Origin of the sequence: Nodosilinea sp. P-1105, from assembly GCF_012911975.1 — a bacterium.
Lineage (GTDB): Bacteria > Cyanobacteriota > Cyanobacteriia > Phormidesmidales > Phormidesmidaceae > Nodosilinea.
On sequence record NZ_SMDQ01000001.1, the window covers coordinates 119,948 to 135,068 of the forward strand.

General features: G+C 56.9%; 19 protein-coding genes. 6 read left to right on the plus strand and 13 right to left on the minus strand.

Annotated elements, in window-relative coordinates:
* Positions 1-34 precede the first annotated feature (34 nt).
* From E1H13_RS00465 to E1H13_RS00475, 3 genes are all read right to left on the minus strand, one after another.
* Positions 35-535 (minus strand): hypothetical protein, encoded by a 501-nt coding sequence (locus tag E1H13_RS00465; RefSeq protein WP_169611426.1) that lies wholly within the window; start codon positions 533-535, stop codon positions 35-37.
* Between the two features lie 188 nt (positions 536-723).
* Entirely contained in the window at positions 724-864 is a 141-nt protein-coding gene (locus tag E1H13_RS00470; protein WP_169611427.1) for a DUF2256 domain-containing protein, read from the minus strand.
* A 3-nt stretch (positions 865-867) separates the two neighbouring features.
* Positions 868-1,572, minus strand: coding sequence for a GUN4 domain-containing protein (locus tag E1H13_RS00475; RefSeq protein WP_169611428.1), 705 nt, complete (start codon positions 1,570-1,572; stop codon positions 868-870).
* A gap of 170 nt (positions 1,573-1,742) precedes the next feature.
* Here E1H13_RS00475 and larE point away from each other — a divergent pair, with 170 nt between their 5' ends.
* The 3 genes from larE to E1H13_RS00490 all read left to right on the plus strand — a co-directional run bounded on the left by larE (position 1,743) and on the right by E1H13_RS00490 (position 4,474).
* Positions 1,743-2,555, plus strand: coding sequence for an ATP-dependent sacrificial sulfur transferase LarE (gene larE, locus E1H13_RS00480; RefSeq protein ID WP_169611516.1), 813 nt, complete (start codon positions 1,743-1,745; stop codon positions 2,553-2,555).
* A 23-nt stretch (positions 2,556-2,578) separates the two neighbouring features.
* Positions 2,579-3,640, plus strand: a complete 1,062-nt coding sequence (locus tag E1H13_RS00485) for a glucokinase (RefSeq protein WP_169611429.1) — start codon at positions 2,579-2,581, stop codon at positions 3,638-3,640.
* A gap of 66 nt (positions 3,641-3,706) precedes the next feature.
* The gene (locus E1H13_RS00490; RefSeq protein ID WP_169611430.1) at positions 3,707-4,474 is read left to right on the plus strand and encodes a YebC/PmpR family DNA-binding transcriptional regulator; all 768 of its coding nucleotides are present in this window, start codon (positions 3,707-3,709) and stop codon (positions 4,472-4,474) included.
* Positions 4,475-4,754: 280 nt separating this feature from the next.
* Here E1H13_RS00490 and E1H13_RS00495 read toward each other — a convergent pair whose 3' ends face one another.
* The 3 genes from E1H13_RS00495 to E1H13_RS00505 all read right to left on the minus strand — a co-directional run bounded on the left by E1H13_RS00495 (position 4,755) and on the right by E1H13_RS00505 (position 7,663).
* Complete coding sequence (locus tag E1H13_RS00495) at positions 4,755-5,591, minus strand: PP2C family serine/threonine-protein phosphatase (RefSeq protein ID WP_169611431.1); 837 nt, start codon at positions 5,589-5,591, stop codon at positions 4,755-4,757.
* Between the two features lie 9 nt (positions 5,592-5,600).
* Positions 5,601-6,257 (minus strand): VWA domain-containing protein, encoded by a 657-nt coding sequence (locus E1H13_RS00500; protein WP_169611432.1) that lies wholly within the window; start codon positions 6,255-6,257, stop codon positions 5,601-5,603.
* A gap of 101 nt (positions 6,258-6,358) precedes the next feature.
* Positions 6,359-7,663 carry a lipid-A-disaccharide synthase gene (locus E1H13_RS00505; RefSeq protein WP_169611433.1) on the minus strand — a complete coding sequence of 435 codons (1,305 nt, stop codon included), beginning with the start codon at positions 7,661-7,663 and terminating at the stop codon, positions 6,359-6,361.
* Positions 7,664-7,874: 211 nt separating this feature from the next.
* Here E1H13_RS00505 and E1H13_RS00510 point away from each other — a divergent pair, with 211 nt between their 5' ends.
* Positions 7,875-8,690 carry a pentapeptide repeat-containing protein gene (locus E1H13_RS00510; RefSeq protein WP_169611434.1) on the plus strand — a complete coding sequence of 272 codons (816 nt, stop codon included), beginning with the start codon at positions 7,875-7,877 and terminating at the stop codon, positions 8,688-8,690.
* Positions 8,691-8,729: 39 nt separating this feature from the next.
* Here the strand turns inward: E1H13_RS00510 and E1H13_RS00515 are convergent, their stop codons facing one another.
* The 3 genes from E1H13_RS00515 to E1H13_RS00525 all read right to left on the minus strand — a co-directional run bounded on the left by E1H13_RS00515 (position 8,730) and on the right by E1H13_RS00525 (position 10,724).
* Entirely contained in the window at positions 8,730-9,506 is a 777-nt protein-coding gene (locus E1H13_RS00515) for an ABC transporter permease (protein ID WP_169611517.1), read from the minus strand.
* A gap of 109 nt (positions 9,507-9,615) precedes the next feature.
* Complete coding sequence (locus tag E1H13_RS00520) at positions 9,616-9,786, minus strand: hypothetical protein (protein ID WP_169611435.1); 171 nt, start codon at positions 9,784-9,786, stop codon at positions 9,616-9,618.
* A complete protein-coding gene (locus tag E1H13_RS00525) occupies positions 9,783-10,724 on the minus strand; it encodes an ABC transporter ATP-binding protein (RefSeq protein WP_169611518.1) in 942 nt (313 codons plus the stop codon). The genes E1H13_RS00520 and E1H13_RS00525 overlap by 4 nt, the downstream gene beginning before the upstream one ends.
* 123 nt (positions 10,725-10,847) lie before the next feature.
* Between E1H13_RS00525 and E1H13_RS00530 the strand changes: the two genes are divergently transcribed.
* Complete coding sequence (locus tag E1H13_RS00530; protein WP_169611436.1) at positions 10,848-11,237, plus strand: nuclear transport factor 2 family protein; 390 nt, start codon at positions 10,848-10,850, stop codon at positions 11,235-11,237.
* Between the two features lie 94 nt (positions 11,238-11,331).
* Here E1H13_RS00530 and dusA read toward each other — a convergent pair whose 3' ends face one another.
* A complete protein-coding gene (gene dusA, locus E1H13_RS00535; RefSeq protein ID WP_169611437.1) occupies positions 11,332-12,339 on the minus strand; it encodes a tRNA dihydrouridine(20/20a) synthase DusA in 1,008 nt (335 codons plus the stop codon).
* A gap of 139 nt (positions 12,340-12,478) precedes the next feature.
* Between dusA and E1H13_RS00540 the strand changes: the two genes are divergently transcribed.
* Positions 12,479-12,862, plus strand: a complete 384-nt coding sequence (locus E1H13_RS00540; RefSeq protein ID WP_169611438.1) for a DUF2237 domain-containing protein — start codon at positions 12,479-12,481, stop codon at positions 12,860-12,862.
* A gap of 100 nt (positions 12,863-12,962) precedes the next feature.
* On the opposite strand, the gene E1H13_RS00545 is transcribed toward E1H13_RS00540, so the two are convergent.
* The 3 genes from E1H13_RS00545 to E1H13_RS28240 form a co-directional block, all read right to left on the minus strand.
* Positions 12,963-13,544, minus strand: a complete 582-nt coding sequence (locus E1H13_RS00545) for a hypothetical protein (protein ID WP_169611439.1) — start codon at positions 13,542-13,544, stop codon at positions 12,963-12,965.
* Positions 13,545-13,547: 3 nt separating this feature from the next.
* On the minus strand, positions 13,548-14,603 hold the full coding sequence (locus E1H13_RS00550) for an ATP-binding protein (protein WP_347404095.1): 1,056 nt from the start codon (positions 14,601-14,603) through the stop codon (positions 13,548-13,550).
* A gap of 92 nt (positions 14,604-14,695) precedes the next feature.
* Complete coding sequence (locus E1H13_RS28240) at positions 14,696-14,884, minus strand: hypothetical protein (RefSeq protein WP_240966336.1); 189 nt, start codon at positions 14,882-14,884, stop codon at positions 14,696-14,698.
* Positions 14,885-15,121 lie beyond the last annotated feature (237 nt).

Consider the following 15,121-nt stretch of genomic DNA (forward strand, 5'->3'; position numbering starts at 1 on the left):
TAGCCTGTAGCGAATCTCACTTGGGTAAGGTACATCATGACAATTCCCCTTTAGTTTCAGAGGCCAGCCTTTGCAAACACGCCTGCAGGGCAACTCGTACCGACTCATGGGTGTACTCGTCATCAGGGTGGGGAGCTTGCCCTGGCTGCTGAAAGTGGGGGCGCTCATCGTAGAGCTGACCCCAGGTGACATCAGCCTGCCGTACCAGTTCATACAGCGTTTCAGAGGATTGCAATACCCCTTCTAACAGCTCCTTTAGAGCATTTTCAGGGTCATCTAAGTGGCGGCTGATGCGGCTGTCATCGCCATCAATCCACCGCAACAACACCTGGTATAGCGCTCCATGTAAATCCTTTAGATGGCTGGCTAAACACTGGCGCACCTGGCTTTTGGCCTGCACCAGGCGAGGGACCGGCGACTCCCCTTTCATGAAATTTCCGGCCTCTTGGCCAATGGCATCGGCCAGGGAAAACTGACGTCCTAGGCGCAATTCTTGCTGCACGTCTCTGTCGTAATTGGTTTCATCGTGAGTCATTTCAGGGGCCTCCTGGGGGTAAGAACGTTGCCGCTAGTGCCCCGGTACACAAGGCCGAGATCCCGATGCCAAGATCCCAGGGTTCTGGAGCCTATTGGCTAGGAACTTCAGGGTATCCCAGGAAAGAACCCTGGGATCTGTCCGGTGGTCTAGTACAACCAGAGCATACTGACCATATCTAGCCAAGGCTAGCGGCGGCGGCGGCAGCGTTCAGAACAGTACCTCACCTGCTCCCAGCAGCCAGCCCATTTTTTGCGCCAGGTGAAGGGCCGCTGGCAGACCGGACAGACTTTGGTGGGCAAATCAGCTTTGCGCCGTTGCTTGGCCACCGCCTAACTCCCTTGGCTCCAGGCAGGATGAGACAGTAACGACGCCAGCATCCGCACCCCCCGCAGTTGGTTAGATAGGGGCAGGTGACCGTCGGGGGCGCTGAGGTCCCAAATAAACTCACCGGGGTAGCGGGTCCAGATGTTGTCATCTTTCCACCCCAGGCGAGGCCAAAGCTTGTCCCAATTCTGCCCCAGACCCAGCCAGATCCGCCGCTGCACGGAAAATCCAAACTTGCCTTCAGAGTAGGCTAACCACAATTGATCAATGGTCTGTAAATCTACAGAGGCGAACTGGTCGACTTCGGTAAAGTATACCCACTTCCGTTGCACCGCCCCAGGTCCAGCCAACTCACAGAGCTTTTCGAGGGTGAGCCGGTCAGCGGTTTGAAAGTCTTGCCGAATCAAGCTGTCTTGTAGGGGCCAGTAGTCAACGCCAGAGGCTGTGGCCATCGGTAGCCGCCCCTGGGGCCAATGTTGGGCCAAAAAATCACGCAAGTCTTCATTTTGAGAGGCGTAGAGCACTTGGACGATCCGCCCATCCAGCACCGTCGCGGGCTGATCGTTGCGATCGCTCAAGGTTCTGGTTAACACCTCCATGCCGCTACCCCCCAAGGCGGCCAGCTCATGGACAGCCGAGAGCTGCTTTTTAAGTGAATCGCCCCCGAGCTGCGCCCGTAGTCCCTCCAATGTGTCGCTATCCGAAACCATAGATACTGAGTGATATGTGCCGAAAATTTGCCCTTGTTCAATGATATGGCAATATCGGCGGTTGTTGGGGAAGGGAGGATGAGTCCATGGGTTGCCCCTGGGGGGCAGCTAATCCCACTAGGATGGTAGTGATTTGAATGATTGCAGCACGGTACCCCGCCCTGATTGTTATGGTGAACCACAAACTTGACCAGCTTAAAGCCCTCTTTGCCACCATGGATAAGGCCTTGATTGCCTATTCTGGCGGCATTGACAGCACCCTAGTGGCCCAGGTGGCCTACGATGTGTTGGGCGATCGCGCCCTGGCCGTCACCGCTGACTCGCCATCATTGCTGCCCGAGGACCTGGAGGACGCTAAGTTGCAAGCGGCCACCATTGGCATTGCCCACGAGATTGTCCGGACCCACGAGTTGGATAACCCCAACTACGCCAGCAACCCGGTGAATCGCTGTTATTTCTGCAAGAGCGAGCTGCACGACACCCTCCGCCCCCTGGCCCTAGAGCGGGGTTACCCCTACGTGGTAGATGGGGTGAATGCCGACGACCTCAGCGACTATCGCCCAGGCATTCAGGCAGCCAAAGAGCGGGGGGCGCGATCGCCCCTGGCTGAGGTGGGCATCAGTAAATTGGAGGTACGACAAATCGCCCAGGCCCTGGGGATGCCCTGGTGGGATAAACCCGCCCAACCCTGCCTCAGTTCCCGGTTTCCCTATGGCGAGGCGATTACCCAGGAAAAATTACAGCGGGTGGGGCGGGCCGAACGCTACCTGCGCCAGTTGGGGTTGCGGACCCTGCGGGTGAGGTCAGCGGCGGATACCGCCCGGATCGAGCTACCTGCTACCGACATCAAAACCTTTGTTGCCAATACCGACATGGCCAGTCTGGTGGCCGCCTTTCAAAGTTACGGGTTTACCTATGTCACACTGGATCTGGAAGGCTTTCGTAGCGGCAAGCTCAATCAAGACTTACCAGTTGTTGTTTAGTGTTTCTAGGGTAAGCAAGTCCAATGACCTATTTACTGGCCGGTGATATTGGCGGCACCAAAACCATTCTGCGCCTGGTCAAGTACACCACCACCGATACCGCCAGGGCTGAAAAGCTTAGCCTCGCTAACTGCTTTGAAGCCACCTACTCCAGCCAGGCTTACCCCGACCTGGTGCCCATGGTCAAAACGTTTTTGCAGCAGGCGGAAGCATCCCTGGGTCAGGCTTACCTGCCGCAGCGGGCCTGCTTTGCCATTGCCGGTCCGGTGGTTGATAACTGCTCTAGTTTGACCAACCTGGCCTGGTCCCTGGAGGGTGATCGCCTGCAAGCAGAATTGGAGCTGCAAAGCGTTGAGCTGATCAACGACTTTGAGGCAGTGGGCTATGGTGTGTTTGGCCTAGAAGCAGAGGATTTACACACCCTGCAATCGGGAGACCTCCATCCCCAGGCCCCCGTCGCGATTTTGGGAGCGGGGACAGGCCTGGGCCAGGGGTTTGCCCTTCCCCAGGGGCAGCGGCAGGTGGTGTTTCCCTCGGAAGGGGGCCATGCGGATTTTGCCCCCCGCTCTGAGCTGGAGTTTCAACTGCTGCGCTACCTGCTGGATAAGCACCAAATTTCGCGGGTGTCAGTGGAACGGGTGGTGTCGGGCCAGGGGATTGTCTCGATCTATCAATTTCTGCGCGATCGCGAATTTGCCAGCGAATCCCCTGACATCGCTGACACCATCACCCAGTGGGAGCGACAAACGGGGCTGAAGACCAAAACCATAGACCCAGCCGCTGTGATTGCCCAGGCGGCGGCAGAAGGGCGCGATCGCCTCTGCCACAAGGCGATGGAAATTTTTGTCGAAGCCTATGGGGCGGAAGCGGGCAACCTGGCCCTAAAACTGCTGCCCTATGGTGGCCTCTACGTGGCTGGGGGTATTGCCGCTAAAAACCTGCCCCTGATCCAAGCGGGCCTATTTATGCAGGCCTTTGGCCACAAGGGCCGCGTCAGTCACCTGCTGGACAAAGTGCCGGTCCACATTGTGCTCAATCCCCAGGTGGGTTTGATTGGGGCAGCGATGCGGGCGGCGGCCAGCTAGGGATCGCCTCAAGAATCCCAACCCCACAAGATAAAATAAACCATGCTGTTGTTTTAACTGTGGGGTATGGCAGGTCATAGCAAGTGGGCCAATATCAAACGACAAAAGGCCCGAGTCGATGCGGTCAAGGGCAAAGTCTTTGCCAAAATGTCGCGGGAAATTATTGTGGCCGCTCGGTTGGGCGGCCCCGACCCCGCTGGCAACTTTCAACTGCGCACCGCCATCGATAAAGCTAAGGCCGCCGGGGTACCCAATGACAACATCGATCGGGCGATCGCTAAGGGATCCGGCCAACTGGGGGCAGACGATAACTACGAAGCAATTCGCTACGAGGGGTATGGCCCAGGGGGAGTGGCCATCTTAATTGAAGCCCTGACCGATAACCGTAACCGCACCGCCGCCGATCTCCGGGCCGCCTTTAGCAAAAGCAATGGCAACCTGGGGGAAACCGGCTGCGTCGGCTGGATGTTTGATCAAAAAGGAGTGGTCACCATCGCTGAGCCCGGCAACGAAGACACCCTGCTGGAAGCCGCCATGGCCGGTAGTGCTGAGTCCTATGAACCCACGGACCTGGATGACGACACCCCCGGCGCCGATGTGTTTTGCGATCCTGCTGATTTGGAACAGCTGGACACCGCCCTGAAGACCCATGGTTACCCGGTCAAGCAAGTGGAACTGCGGTGGATCCCCAGTAACACTGTGATGGTCGACGACCCGGATCAAGCCCGCTTGCTGCTGAAACTGATGGACGCCCTGGAGGACTTGGACGACGTGCAGTCGGTCACGGCCAATTTTGACCTGGCGGAGGAACTACTAGAGGCGATGGCCGCCTAGGGCAAGATCCGAAATCCCCTCCTTTGGAGGCCTGCGCTGAGCCTGTCGAAGTGGGTAGGGGTGGGTCAACTCCAGCCCGAAAGAACCCACCCCGCCCTCCGGGCACCCCTCCCAGGAGGGGACCACCCCGCCCTTTCCTGCGGAACGCTTTTCCTCGGAACGCTTTTCCTCGGAACGCTTCGCGAACGCGAACGCGAACGGGCACCCCGCCGTGGGAGCAGGGCTGTTTCATGCTTGTGAGCAAAAAACTAGTCAACAGCCTTAACCTGAAAACCGGCCGTTAAGTCTGGCGATCGTAGCAGCACAACACCAACGTTTTATCATCATCCGTTTTTTGATTCAGCCGCTCGGAAGTCAAAAAGCTAACTAAATAGGCGTCATCCGCCTCAGGATGAGGCGTCTCCCACAGATACTCCTCCAGGGGGCGAAAGAAGGGGGTAAACGGCTGCCAGTCTTTAAAGCGCAGGGCCACCCGCTCAATGCCATCGGTGGCCGCACAGATAAACTGCGGCGGTTCTGTGACCACCCGCACCTGCATGGCCTCCAGGGCATTGGCAGCGGTAACAAAGGTGGTCTGGTTGGCAAATTCCCCCCGATCTGGCTGAAACATCAGGTGGTACTGGGGCTCCGCTGGCATGCCGATGGAGCGGGTACCCTGGGGGGTACAGCGAACCACCATAAACCCATCGCCAATTTGCATCGCCGCTATCCAATCTGGGGTGGCCAGGAAGGCCAGCAGGGTGCAGGCCAGATCATCGATGGCATAGCCCTGGCTATCCGCCTGTTGCTGCAGTCGCGATCGCACCCGCGTTACCACCTTCAAAAACAAATTTTGAATCAGCTCTGCCGAGGGCGACTCTGGCCAGCGCTGCCACGATCGCTGGTGCTTTTGCAGCCACGCTTCACTGGCCGTCAAAAAATTCAAACTGGTGGATACCGCCAGCTTGGCTCCCACATCGGCATGGGGGGCACTGCCCGCCCCATCGGCTACGGCCCCCACAATCACCCCCTGGCGATCGCCCGTTGGCACCATCACCGCCCCATAGTCCTGACAGGGCTGCTGCTGCTGTTGATGGCGAGTGCCAGTGGCCGATCGGGCAATTGCTCTCCAACCCACAATGGTTTCCTATGTCGTGATTTGACCCCATTCCACCGGGGGTAGGGCCAGGGCCTCCCCCACCTTGCTGCTCGACACCCGTTTCATCGAGGTGCTCAGCCAGACAAACATAGGGCTAAAGTCGAGCCCCTTCAGCAGGAGTGGCGGTCGCTCGGCTGGGGCAATCTGGCTGAGGGTCTTCATATCCGCCCCCTCGACCCCCACCGCAAAGAAGCAGAACTTGCGAGCCGCTTCCCCGGCCCGAATTTTTTCGGCTGCCGTTTGCCAAACATCGGTGGGGGCCCCATCGGTAATCAAAAAAATCCAGGGCCGATAGTACTGAATGCCATTGGTTTTATACACTTCTTTGCGCCCTTCCAGTAATTCCAGGGCGTATTCAACCGCCCCTCCAATGGGGGTTAGCCCATCAGCCACCAACTCGGGGGGCGTCAGGTGGTCAATGGTGGTAAAGTCCTGCACCAGTCGCACCGGGCCAAAGGCGACAATCGCCACTTCTACACTCAGGGCTGCCTTGGTGTCTTTCAGCACATCTTGCTTAAACACCTGTACCCCCTGGCTCAGCTGCTGGATCGGCTCCCCCGCCATGGAGTTAGAGGTATCCAGCAGCAAGATCACCGGGCAGCGGTTCTCTGGGTTTTCAACGAATTCGGGTAAGCCTACCGGCATGGAATTCCCCCTTCGACGTCAAGCTACCGTCTGATTTGTCATGGGCTAATCATATTAGCCGATGGGTCACTCCCCAAGGCAGCAGCGAAGATTCTTAGCAATCAAGCCCTGGTTAATTCCTCAATCACGATCGCGGCCAGCTTGTCTGAGGCTCCCGGTTTCCCCCGCACCGCTAGCAGGTCCTGGCCCATGGCCTCTAGCTGCTGCGGCTGCTCCAGGTAGTTCACGGCTTGCTTGGCCACCTGGTCCGGGGTTAAAGGCCCAATCAGCTCCGGCACAACCTCTCGGCCTGCCCAAATGTTGGGCCAGGCGAACCGCTGTCCTTCTCGGTAAATTCGCTTTAGCACCAGGCGGTTGATCACCCTAGCCAGGGGATTGCCTACCCCTGGCAAGTTCATCAGCATACCGGGGATGCCATCCCAGGCTTTCATCGCCTCCAGCTTTTGGGTGGGCAGCAGGACGATCATCGGCACCCCCAGGGCACCCAACTCGGCGGTGTTGGCCCCCACAGTGGTCAGACACAGGCGAAATTGACTGAGCAGGTCGTAGGCCGGGTGGGTCTGCCACAGCAGTACCTCCAGCCCAGCGGGGGTACGCAGCTTCGGTAAGGGAGAATCGGCCTCCACCAGGGTGGCTAGGGGGGCGGCAGGTTGGCCCAGGACCTCTCCCTGCAACAGGCCAATGTCAGGGTTTTGGCCCGGATCAGCCAACTGGGCCAACGTTGCTAGGGGCAACATCGGGGCCACGGGAATCACAAATTTGGTCTGGGGCCGTTGTTGCTGCATGGCCGCCGCCACCATTAGAGCAAAGGGCAAACCCACACTCAGCTTATTTTTCTTAGACCCCGGCATCAGTCCGACCAGGTCATCGCCGGGCTCTAGGCCCAGCTCCTGGCGAATCGACTGGGTGGCGGTGGCGTCGGCCCCAACATCGGCCATCAAATCGCCAATCACCGCGCACTTGGGGCGAGATTGGGTGGGTACGGCCGCCATCACCTTAGGGGTCATACAGCCAAACCGGTCGATCCAGCGGTGCCAGCGGGCCTCCCACTCGGCATAGACCACCGTGCGATAGCCCAGGCGTTTACCAATCACCAGGGGGTAGACCTGGTCTCCCCCTAAAAACACCACCACCCCCTGGGGACGCCAATCCCAGTTGGTGGCCGTTTTACCCCTCAGCAAAAAGGGGAAGAAATGGTTTGCCCCCTGCACCCGGTCCACCTCTGGGAAGCCACGGACAATGTCAGCTTCACGGCCCGAGGCATTGGTACAGGGGGATAGGACCACAGAAATACGAGCTTGGGCGGAGCCAGGCAGCTGCGATCGCAGGGCTTTAACCACCGGTCTGACCCAGGTCGATACCTCCCCCGGCCCATTGGACAAAATTAAAATATCGTAGGGAACCATAATCGAATACGGGGCGGCATCTGGATTGTTCTGTTACCGTCAATCAATGCCACAATAACCTGATGAACAGGCACTATGCCCTATGGACATAACGAGGGGAGATCCAATGGGTTAATTCACATCAGCAAAATCGTCTAAGCATCGCAATCAAATGTTGAGCCCTAGAGCGCTACTCATTCGACTTGACACCAGACTCACGCTGTGACTGACCGTGGCTAATTTTGAACATCTCAACATTTTAAAACAGGGTGTTCCACAGTGGAATAACTGGAGACAAGACCATGACGCCCCCAGCCCTGACTTTCGGGATGCGGAACTCAGCCAGATCAACCTGAAACGGGCTAACCTGACCGGAGCTGACTTCAGCGGTGCCGACCTTAGAGAGGCCAACCTCAGTCAGGCCATGCTGCGTCAGGCTAACTTTAGTCGAGCGGATTTAAGTCGGGCCAATTTGTCAGAATCCCATCTACATGGGGCCGAGTTGAGCCGGGCCAACCTCAGTGAGGTGACGCTGTTTCGGGCGATTCTGATTAAAGCCACCTTGTTCAGAACCCTGCTCAAGAAAGCCAACCTTAAAGGAGCGATTCTGATTGAAGCGGACTTAACCGGGGCCAAACTGATCGAAGCCAGCCTCACCGAAGCTAGTTTGATTGGGGCTTACCTGAACAACGCCACCATGGACTGGGCCGATTTACGCCATGCTGATTTAAGTAATGCCAGCCTGCGAGGGGCGATTCTGATTCAGGCCAACCTGCATGGGGCCACCCTGATGGAAGTCATTCTGACGCGGGCCGTACTGATTCGGGCCAACCTCAGCCAGGCCGACTGTAGCCATGGCAACCTCAAGGCCACCAATTTAAGCTACGCCAACCTCAGCCGCACTAACCTCAGCTATGCCAACCTCAGCGAGGCTAACCTCAGCCACACCTTACCGGGGTTGGCCAAGCTTTGCCATACCATCCTGCCCCGAGGGATTAAGCTAGACCCCAACCGTGACTGCCAGACCCTGGGCCTGATTAACAAGTAGAGGCTCACCCTTCTGACTTTTGCCTTCTGCCTTCCCATACTAGTCTTGCTGGTGAGCAAACTGGTGAGCTCCAATCGCAGCCAACCCTCCAGCCACCGCCACTAACACTGGAATGGTAAACCAGGGAAACTCCAGCACTGGCTTGTAGGCGGCCGCCCGCAGCCCCAACGTGGTGTAAGTCAGGGGCAACAGATAGACAATCCCCTTCAAGGTCAGGGGTAGGGTACTGGGGTCAAAGAAGGTCCCCCCCAAGAAGGACATGGGCACAATCAGAAAGTTGTTGAAAAGACCCACGCTTTCCAGGGACTTCACATTCAGTCCCACAATTACCCCCAGCCCCGCAAAGACGGCGCAGTTGAGCACCACCAGCAACAAAAACAGCGGGTTCAAGAAGCTCCAAAACCGGCCGGTAAATAGCACCGCCACCAGGATCACGGCTCCAGCGGTCATCATACCTCGCACAATCCCCGCCAGCATCTTACCCAGGTGCAACGCCAGGGGATGCACTGGGTACAGCAGCATTTCTTCAAAGGTCTTGGTGAACAGGCGATCGCCACAGATGGAAAAGGTCGTGCCTCCAAAGCTAATCACCATAGACGACAGGGCTACCATCCCCGGCAAAATAAATTCCAGGTAGGTATCCCCAACCGGGGGCGTAGACACCTGGTCAATGGCGCTGCCCAGCCCCAGACCAAAAGCCAGGATGTAGATCAGCGGCGACACCAACCCCGAGGCCGCCACCTGGGGAATCCGCACCCGCAGATCCAACCAGTCGCCCCAGAAAATCGTCAACGTATCGCTCCACAGGGTGCGCAGGGATAGCCGTACCGTTTGACGAGCCTTGGAGGTAGAAAGGGTATTTACCACAACACTATCCTGTAACCTTTCTTAATAGTTTACGCCCTGGGGGACTTCCCGCCAAAAGTCAGCGCAGTTCCCAATAGCGGCTGCCCCACACACAGACCCCTGCACCTAGAAACGCTAAGGCCGCCAACCCTGTCGCTAGGGTGGGGGGCAAATCCGTAGCCCCCTGTACCAGCCCCAACCCCCACACCTGAGCCCAAAGAATAGAGGTTGAGGAGCGCACTGAGGTCATCCTCGGCCTCCCAGGGGGCCTGCCACCTGAACGGGGGTATCGGCCCCGAGCTGGCGCGTTACCTCTAAATAAACATGCTCTAGTTTCACCGGGTGGCGCGCAATGGAGTCGAGGGGAACACCGTCGAACCGATCCAGGAGATCCTTTAGAGTCAGCTTGTCGGGTACCCAGAAGGCCAGATCGCCGCCATAGTTGCGATGGGTATAGCCCAGGTGTCGGGCGCGGGCAATCGCCTGTTCGGGGTCTGCGGTCTCTATGGTCACAATTTCATGGGCCGGAATCTGCGATCGCAGATCCCCTAAGGTGCCCTCAGCCAACAGTTGCCCCTCTCGCAAAATGCCGACCCGCTGGCACAGTCGCTCCACTTCGTCGAACAGATGGGTGGTCAGCAGCACCGTCACCCCCATCGCCTTGAACTGGCGAATCAACTGCCAGAGGTCATGGCGGGCTTCAATATCTAGGCCAGTGGTGGGTTCATCCAAAATCACCAGTCTGGGTCGATGTAACATCGCGGCCGCCAGACTCAGCCGCCGCTGCATGCCACCGCTCAGCCGTTCCACCGGGGTGTACTTTTGGCTCAGCAGGTCCACCGCCTCCAGGCAGACCTCAATCCGCTGACGACATTCCTGGCGAGACAGGCCATACAACCGCCCTAGGAAAGCCAAATTGTCGCGGCAGGTGAGGCTGGTGTACAGCAAGTTGCTCTGGGGCACGATGCCCACCGCCCGCTTAGTGCTGTGGCCAGCCGGCTTACCGTCAATCATGACCGTGCCCGAGTCGGCCTGCAAAAGCCCGCAAATAATGTTGATCGTGGTGGTTTTGCCGGCCCCGTTCGGTCCCAGCAATCCGTAGATTTCCCCAGGTTGCAAGGCCAGACTGAGATCTTGCAGAACTGGCTTAGAGCCATAGTGCTTGCAGAGGCGATCGAGGATAAGCATAGGCATTTATTTAAACGTCGAGGTATGAAATCTCTTGGGTAACCCTGGTTAGACCCCCTTGCCGTTAGCTATGCTCAAGACTGGAGGCAAGGAAAGCCCTTGTATCTTATCAGTGAGGACCCTATGGCTGGTGACCGTGAACTTGTTTTAGCCGCGAACCAGACGTTTTATCGGTCCTTCGAGAAGAAGGACCTGGAGGCAATGGAAGCACTATGGTCGAAAGGGATGGGCTGCCTTTGTATTCATCCTGGACGCGACGCCCTGAAAGGCTGGGATGACATCCGTGACGCCTGGGCCCGCATCTTTAAGAACACCAGCTACTTAGAAATTGATACTGATATTTTGACCGTGGAAGTTAGTGGCGACCTGGCCTACGTGGTGCTGATAGAAAATGTTCTGCAAATTAGCAATGGTCGCCGCCTGGAAGCCCGATCGATGGCCACTAACGGGTTTGAGCGCATGGCCGGGCGCTGGTACATGATTCATCACCATGGCAGCCCCGTGATTGACTAGTACCACCTGGCAGAAATACGGCCATCGTTATCGAGGGTGGCAGGTGTCAGGTGTCAGGTATCAGAAATGGTTGGCTGACTTATGCCGCAGACCACTAGTAACTCATTACCGCTGCCAGGGCCCGCTGCACCACCTCCACCCCAGCCCCAGGCTTACAGGATTGCTCCGTTAACATTCGCTTCCACTGACGGCTGCCCGGCTGCCCGGTAAACAACATCAGCATATGGCGGGTAATTTTGTTCAGCTTCAGCCCCTGACTGGTCCAGTGATCAATGTAGGGTAGCATTGCCTCCACCACCTGCTGGCGGCTAGGTGGTGGGCTGGGGCCGGCAAAGTACTGCTGATCGACCGTGGCAAACAGATAGGGATTGTCGTAGGCGGCCCGACCAATCATCACCCCATCCACCTGGGTCAACTGCTCTGTCACCTGGGCCAGGTGGGTAAAGCCACCATTAATCTCAATCCACAGCTGGGGGAAGTCCTGCTTGAGTCGGTGTACCTCGCCATAGCGCAGGGGGGGAATGGTGCGATTGTCTTTGGGGCTGAGCCCTTGCAGCCAGGCTTTGCGGGCATGGACGGTAAAGTGGCGGCAGCCGGTTTGGGCGACGGTGGCCACAAACTGGGCCATGTGGTCATAGCTATCCAGCTCGTCCACCCCGATGCGGTGCTTAACGCTGACCGGCAGGGGGCTAGCTGCCATCATGGCGGCGATGACGTCGGCGACCCGCTGGGGCTGGGCCATCAGGCAAGCGCCAAAGTTGCCGTTTTGGACGCGATCGCTGGGGCAACCCACATTTAAATTAATCGCGTCATAGCCGTAGGCCACCGCCGCCCGGGCCGCTTCCGCCAGCAACCTGGGGTCGTCGCCCCCCACTTGCAGTACCAGAGGTTTTTCGTCGGCGGTAAAACCAAGTAGGTGATCGCGATCGCCGTGGTAAATCGCCTGGGCCGTCACCATTTCGGTGTACAGCAGGGTGCGCCGAGTGATCTGCCGCATGACGTAACGGTAGTGGCGATCGGTGCGATCCATCATCGGGGCCACACTCAGGGGCACCTCAATGGCGGCGGTTGAGGGTACAGGTGAGGTCAAAGGGGCGATCATCCGGGCTAACTCAGGCGGCGTAACCCATCCAGCCTATCCTATCTCGTCTGGGATTTTAGCGGTTTCCCGCTGCCCCTCTCCCCGCCCGCCCAGGAACCGTAGTACAACAGGGGAAAGTACTGCTGCGAGACAACTACCCATGACTAACTCCGCCACCACCCAAGCTAGCAACGTGTTGGGTACCCCCCTGGGCACCTGCTGCACCGCCCCCATGACCGGCTTTTACCGGGATGGCTGCTGCAATACCGGCGCTGGCGACATGGGCGCCCATGTGGTCTGTGCCCAAATGACGGAGGCGTTTTTGACCTTCACCCAACAGCAGGGTAATGATCTGTCGACCCCCATGCCAGCGTTTCAGTTTCCAGGGCTAAAACCCGGCGATCGCTGGTGTCTCTGTGCCCCCCGCTGGCAGGAAGCCCTGGACGCTGGCGTGGCTCCCCCGGTGGTGTTGGAGGCCACCCACGCCTCGGCCCTGGAATATGTTTCTATGGCGGAACTGAAAGCTCACGCAGTAGGGTCTTAACCGTTAGCCAGCAAAGCTCCCAGGGGTATTGGTCCACTGGCAAAACCTTGGGAGTCATCTCAGTCAGGAACCTGGAATCTAGGTCGAATGTACTGATACGCTAAGACTTATGGGGTTGAGGCTGAATCGATGCCAAATCCTCCCGAAATTCAAACACGCCCGATCGCCAATCAAAGAAGTCTGGGGCTCGACGGGTTAAATAGCGCACCAGAAACAACGGCACCAAAAACACAAAGCAGACCGGAAGCTGATTGCGAAACTTATCCCGCTGCTGGTTGAGGTTGCGGAGAATGGGCGGTACTCCTTTCCAGCTATAGCCTCGACTTTCTGCAGCTGTCCAACCACTTTGTCGTTTGGTTTCTTCATAGTCCAACAGCGAATGTTCTAGTCCTTGGACAAATACCACATCGGCAGGATGTTCAGCCAGGAAGCTCTCTGCTCGGCTAAAGAAATCGCCTTCTGGCAATGGTTCAGTTAAGGTCAACACGTCACAATGCTTGCGGGGTAAGTCACGGGTCAAATCCTTGATCAACCGATTGCCCCGATCAGGTGAACAGCGCACAAAAATAATGCCGAATCCCTGCTGTCGCCGCACCGCTCGTAACAGGGCCTGGTACTCTTGGTCGGCGTCGTAGTCAGGTAAGTCCGATAAATCGAGATGCTCTAGGGGATCTAACACCATGACCTAGCCCTCCTGGAGAGATGACTGATAGCGCTCGACGGCTCGCTCAAACGCCTCGATTTTACGAATTAAAGGATGTACATCATGCCAACGCACAGTGCGGAAATCGTCATCGCTCTCTTCGACGGTGCGATATTCTAACACACAACGGTTAAACAACAGACCCCGATAGTCATCATCGTTAGGAATCCGCTTAGTTTGGGCCACTTCCGCTAATTTGTCCCAGTCCACCTCGTCCACTGTATTGCGATAGTCATCCCGCCCTTTGGCCATGGCGCGTAGCATGGCTGGTCGTCGAATCGGCAGTTGGTCGGTCCAGTTCAAGGCCGTTTGCACCAACTGCATCAGCTCTCGCATGTGACCACCACTGATTAAGCACAAGCTATCCAACACCGCTTCACTTTCAAATACCTCTGGCACCAGGGCCATAGCTGTGAACTCCCCTATCCGTTGCTGAATCAATTGCTTCATCGTGGCTAGGCCTGGTGGATAGATAGCTCCATCCTGCGATCGCACCATCACCATTGGCAGCACATGGCAATTGCCATAGTTATCCCGCAATTGAGAGGCTCGATTGGAATAGACCAGAGAAATCGGCACCGTGTAGATTACATTGCAGGCTAACCGACACATTTGACTGCTGTGGTCAATAAAAATCTCGTCGTGGTTATTCTTGCCATTTTCACGGGGAATCAGCCCAATGCGATCCAAATTATCGGCAATAATCACCAGTTCCTGGGCGTGTAGATTTCGCTGAGCCTCACCAATAAATTCATTCAGCGCCTCAATCAGGGATACAGAGTGAATATCCACCTGATCGCGAATTCTCTGGCGCGTACTCGGTACCTGACGCAGGGTCGCCGTTAGTTTGGCAAATTGGGCAATCTGCCCATCGACTTGTAATTTGTCGAACTCCACCTCCGTCAGAGCTAGATCTTTCAGCGATTGCCAGCGAGACCTCAGCCAGTTCACCAGCGGTCCTGGATCGGCTTCTTTTTTCAACGACTCTAATAGATGACGGGTACAGGACAGCAAAATATCGGTGTACTGCACGTCCATATCATCCAGGTCATCGGTGGCTTCAAAATAGACGACCTTGCACTGTTCTCGTTCTAGATACTGGCGCAGTCGACGTAACTCTGTGGATTTGCCTACCCTCGGTGCCCGGTATAGAGCTGATATGTCGGCTGATCCGAGAGGACAATATTTTTGCCCACCTCATTGATGATGTTCTCCTGTCCGCGCACATCATGGCAGGTGACATAGAAAGGGCTATCTGGCTCCAACGGGCGCTTGGGGTCGAAGGCGTTATAAATTTGGACAAGAAGATCTTCGCTCACAGCAGCATGGTTCAATAGCGTGCAGACACCGATTACCGCCATTTTAAGGGATGAGTCCAGTCAGTGAGTAGCCAGATTACGCGCAACCAGCTGCTACCACTGTCGAGGCTGAGGATCTTATGAACGCTTTTTATCAAGAGAACGTCCTGACCCCGAACTCACGTTAGAACACTCTGAATTTTCCCAATCCTTGTCACAGCTATTTTCCCAGTTTATCCTTTTGCCTTCTGCCTTTTG

Coding starts and splice junctions, on each gene's coding strand:
- E1H13_RS00550 (WP_347404095.1), bottom strand. CDS start 14,603: ATGGACGTGCAGTACACCGATATTTTGCTGTCCTGTACCCGTCATCTA.
- E1H13_RS00525 (WP_169611518.1), bottom strand. CDS start 10,724: ATGCTTATCCTCGATCGCCTCTGCAAGCACTATGGCTCTAAGCCAGTT.
- E1H13_RS00545 (WP_169611439.1), bottom strand. CDS start 13,544: ATGGTGTTAGATCCCCTAGAGCATCTCGATTTATCGGACTTACCTGAC.
- E1H13_RS00530 (WP_169611436.1), top strand. CDS start 10,848: ATGGCTGGTGACCGTGAACTTGTTTTAGCCGCGAACCAGACGTTTTAT.
- E1H13_RS00465 (WP_169611426.1), bottom strand. CDS start 535: ATGACTCACGATGAAACCAATTACGACAGAGACGTGCAGCAAGAATTG.
- dusA (WP_169611437.1), bottom strand. CDS start 12,339: ATGATCGCCCCTTTGACCTCACCTGTACCCTCAACCGCCGCCATTGAG.
- E1H13_RS00485 (WP_169611429.1), top strand. CDS start 2,579: ATGACCTATTTACTGGCCGGTGATATTGGCGGCACCAAAACCATTCTG.
- larE (WP_169611516.1), top strand. CDS start 1,743: ATGGTGAACCACAAACTTGACCAGCTTAAAGCCCTCTTTGCCACCATG.
- E1H13_RS00500 (WP_169611432.1), bottom strand. CDS start 6,257: ATGCCGGTAGGCTTACCCGAATTCGTTGAAAACCCAGAGAACCGCTGC.
- E1H13_RS00490 (WP_169611430.1), top strand. CDS start 3,707: ATGGCAGGTCATAGCAAGTGGGCCAATATCAAACGACAAAAGGCCCGA.
- E1H13_RS00520 (WP_169611435.1), bottom strand. CDS start 9,786: ATGACCTCAGTGCGCTCCTCAACCTCTATTCTTTGGGCTCAGGTGTGG.
- E1H13_RS00505 (WP_169611433.1), bottom strand. CDS start 7,663: ATGGTTCCCTACGATATTTTAATTTTGTCCAATGGGCCGGGGGAGGTA.
- E1H13_RS00475 (WP_169611428.1), bottom strand. CDS start 1,572: ATGGTTTCGGATAGCGACACATTGGAGGGACTACGGGCGCAGCTCGGG.
- E1H13_RS00540 (WP_169611438.1), top strand. CDS start 12,479: ATGACTAACTCCGCCACCACCCAAGCTAGCAACGTGTTGGGTACCCCC.